General features: G+C 73.0%; 1 protein-coding gene. It reads left to right on the forward strand.

The genetic code is table 11. The features are described 5' to 3' along the window. Positions 1-445 (forward strand): acyltransferase domain-containing protein (locus AC5WRT_RS39090; RefSeq protein ID WP_496098966.1); only part of this gene is annotated, 445 nt, incomplete at both ends.

Genomic DNA, 445 nt, shown 5'->3' on the forward strand with positions numbered 1-445 from the left:
GAGCTTGGCCCCGGCGGAGCCGCGCATACCGATCGTCTCCACCCTGACCGGCGAGTCCGCGACCGCCGCAGAACTGATGTCGGTCGAGCACTGGGTCGAGCACGTACGGCGCCCGGTGCGGTTCGCCGACGGAGTGCGGCGCCTGGAGGAGCAGGGCGTCACCCGGTTCGTGGAGATGGGCCCGGACGGCACGCTGACCGCCCTCGCCCAGTCGGCCGCCGAAGGCGCCGAGAATCGTCTGCTCGTCCCCGCGCTCCGCAAGGACCGCTCCGAGGCCTGTTCGGTCCTGTCGGCGGCGGCCGAACTCTTCACCCGGGGCACGGCACTCGACTGGAGCGCCCTGTTCGCCGGCACCTCCGCGAACGCCCGATCCGCTGCGGAGCTGCCGACGTACGCCTTCCAGCGCCACCGCTTCTGGCCCTCGGCTTCCGCGCTGCGCGCCAAG

This window comes from Streptomyces sp. NTD91 (genome assembly GCF_059510455.1).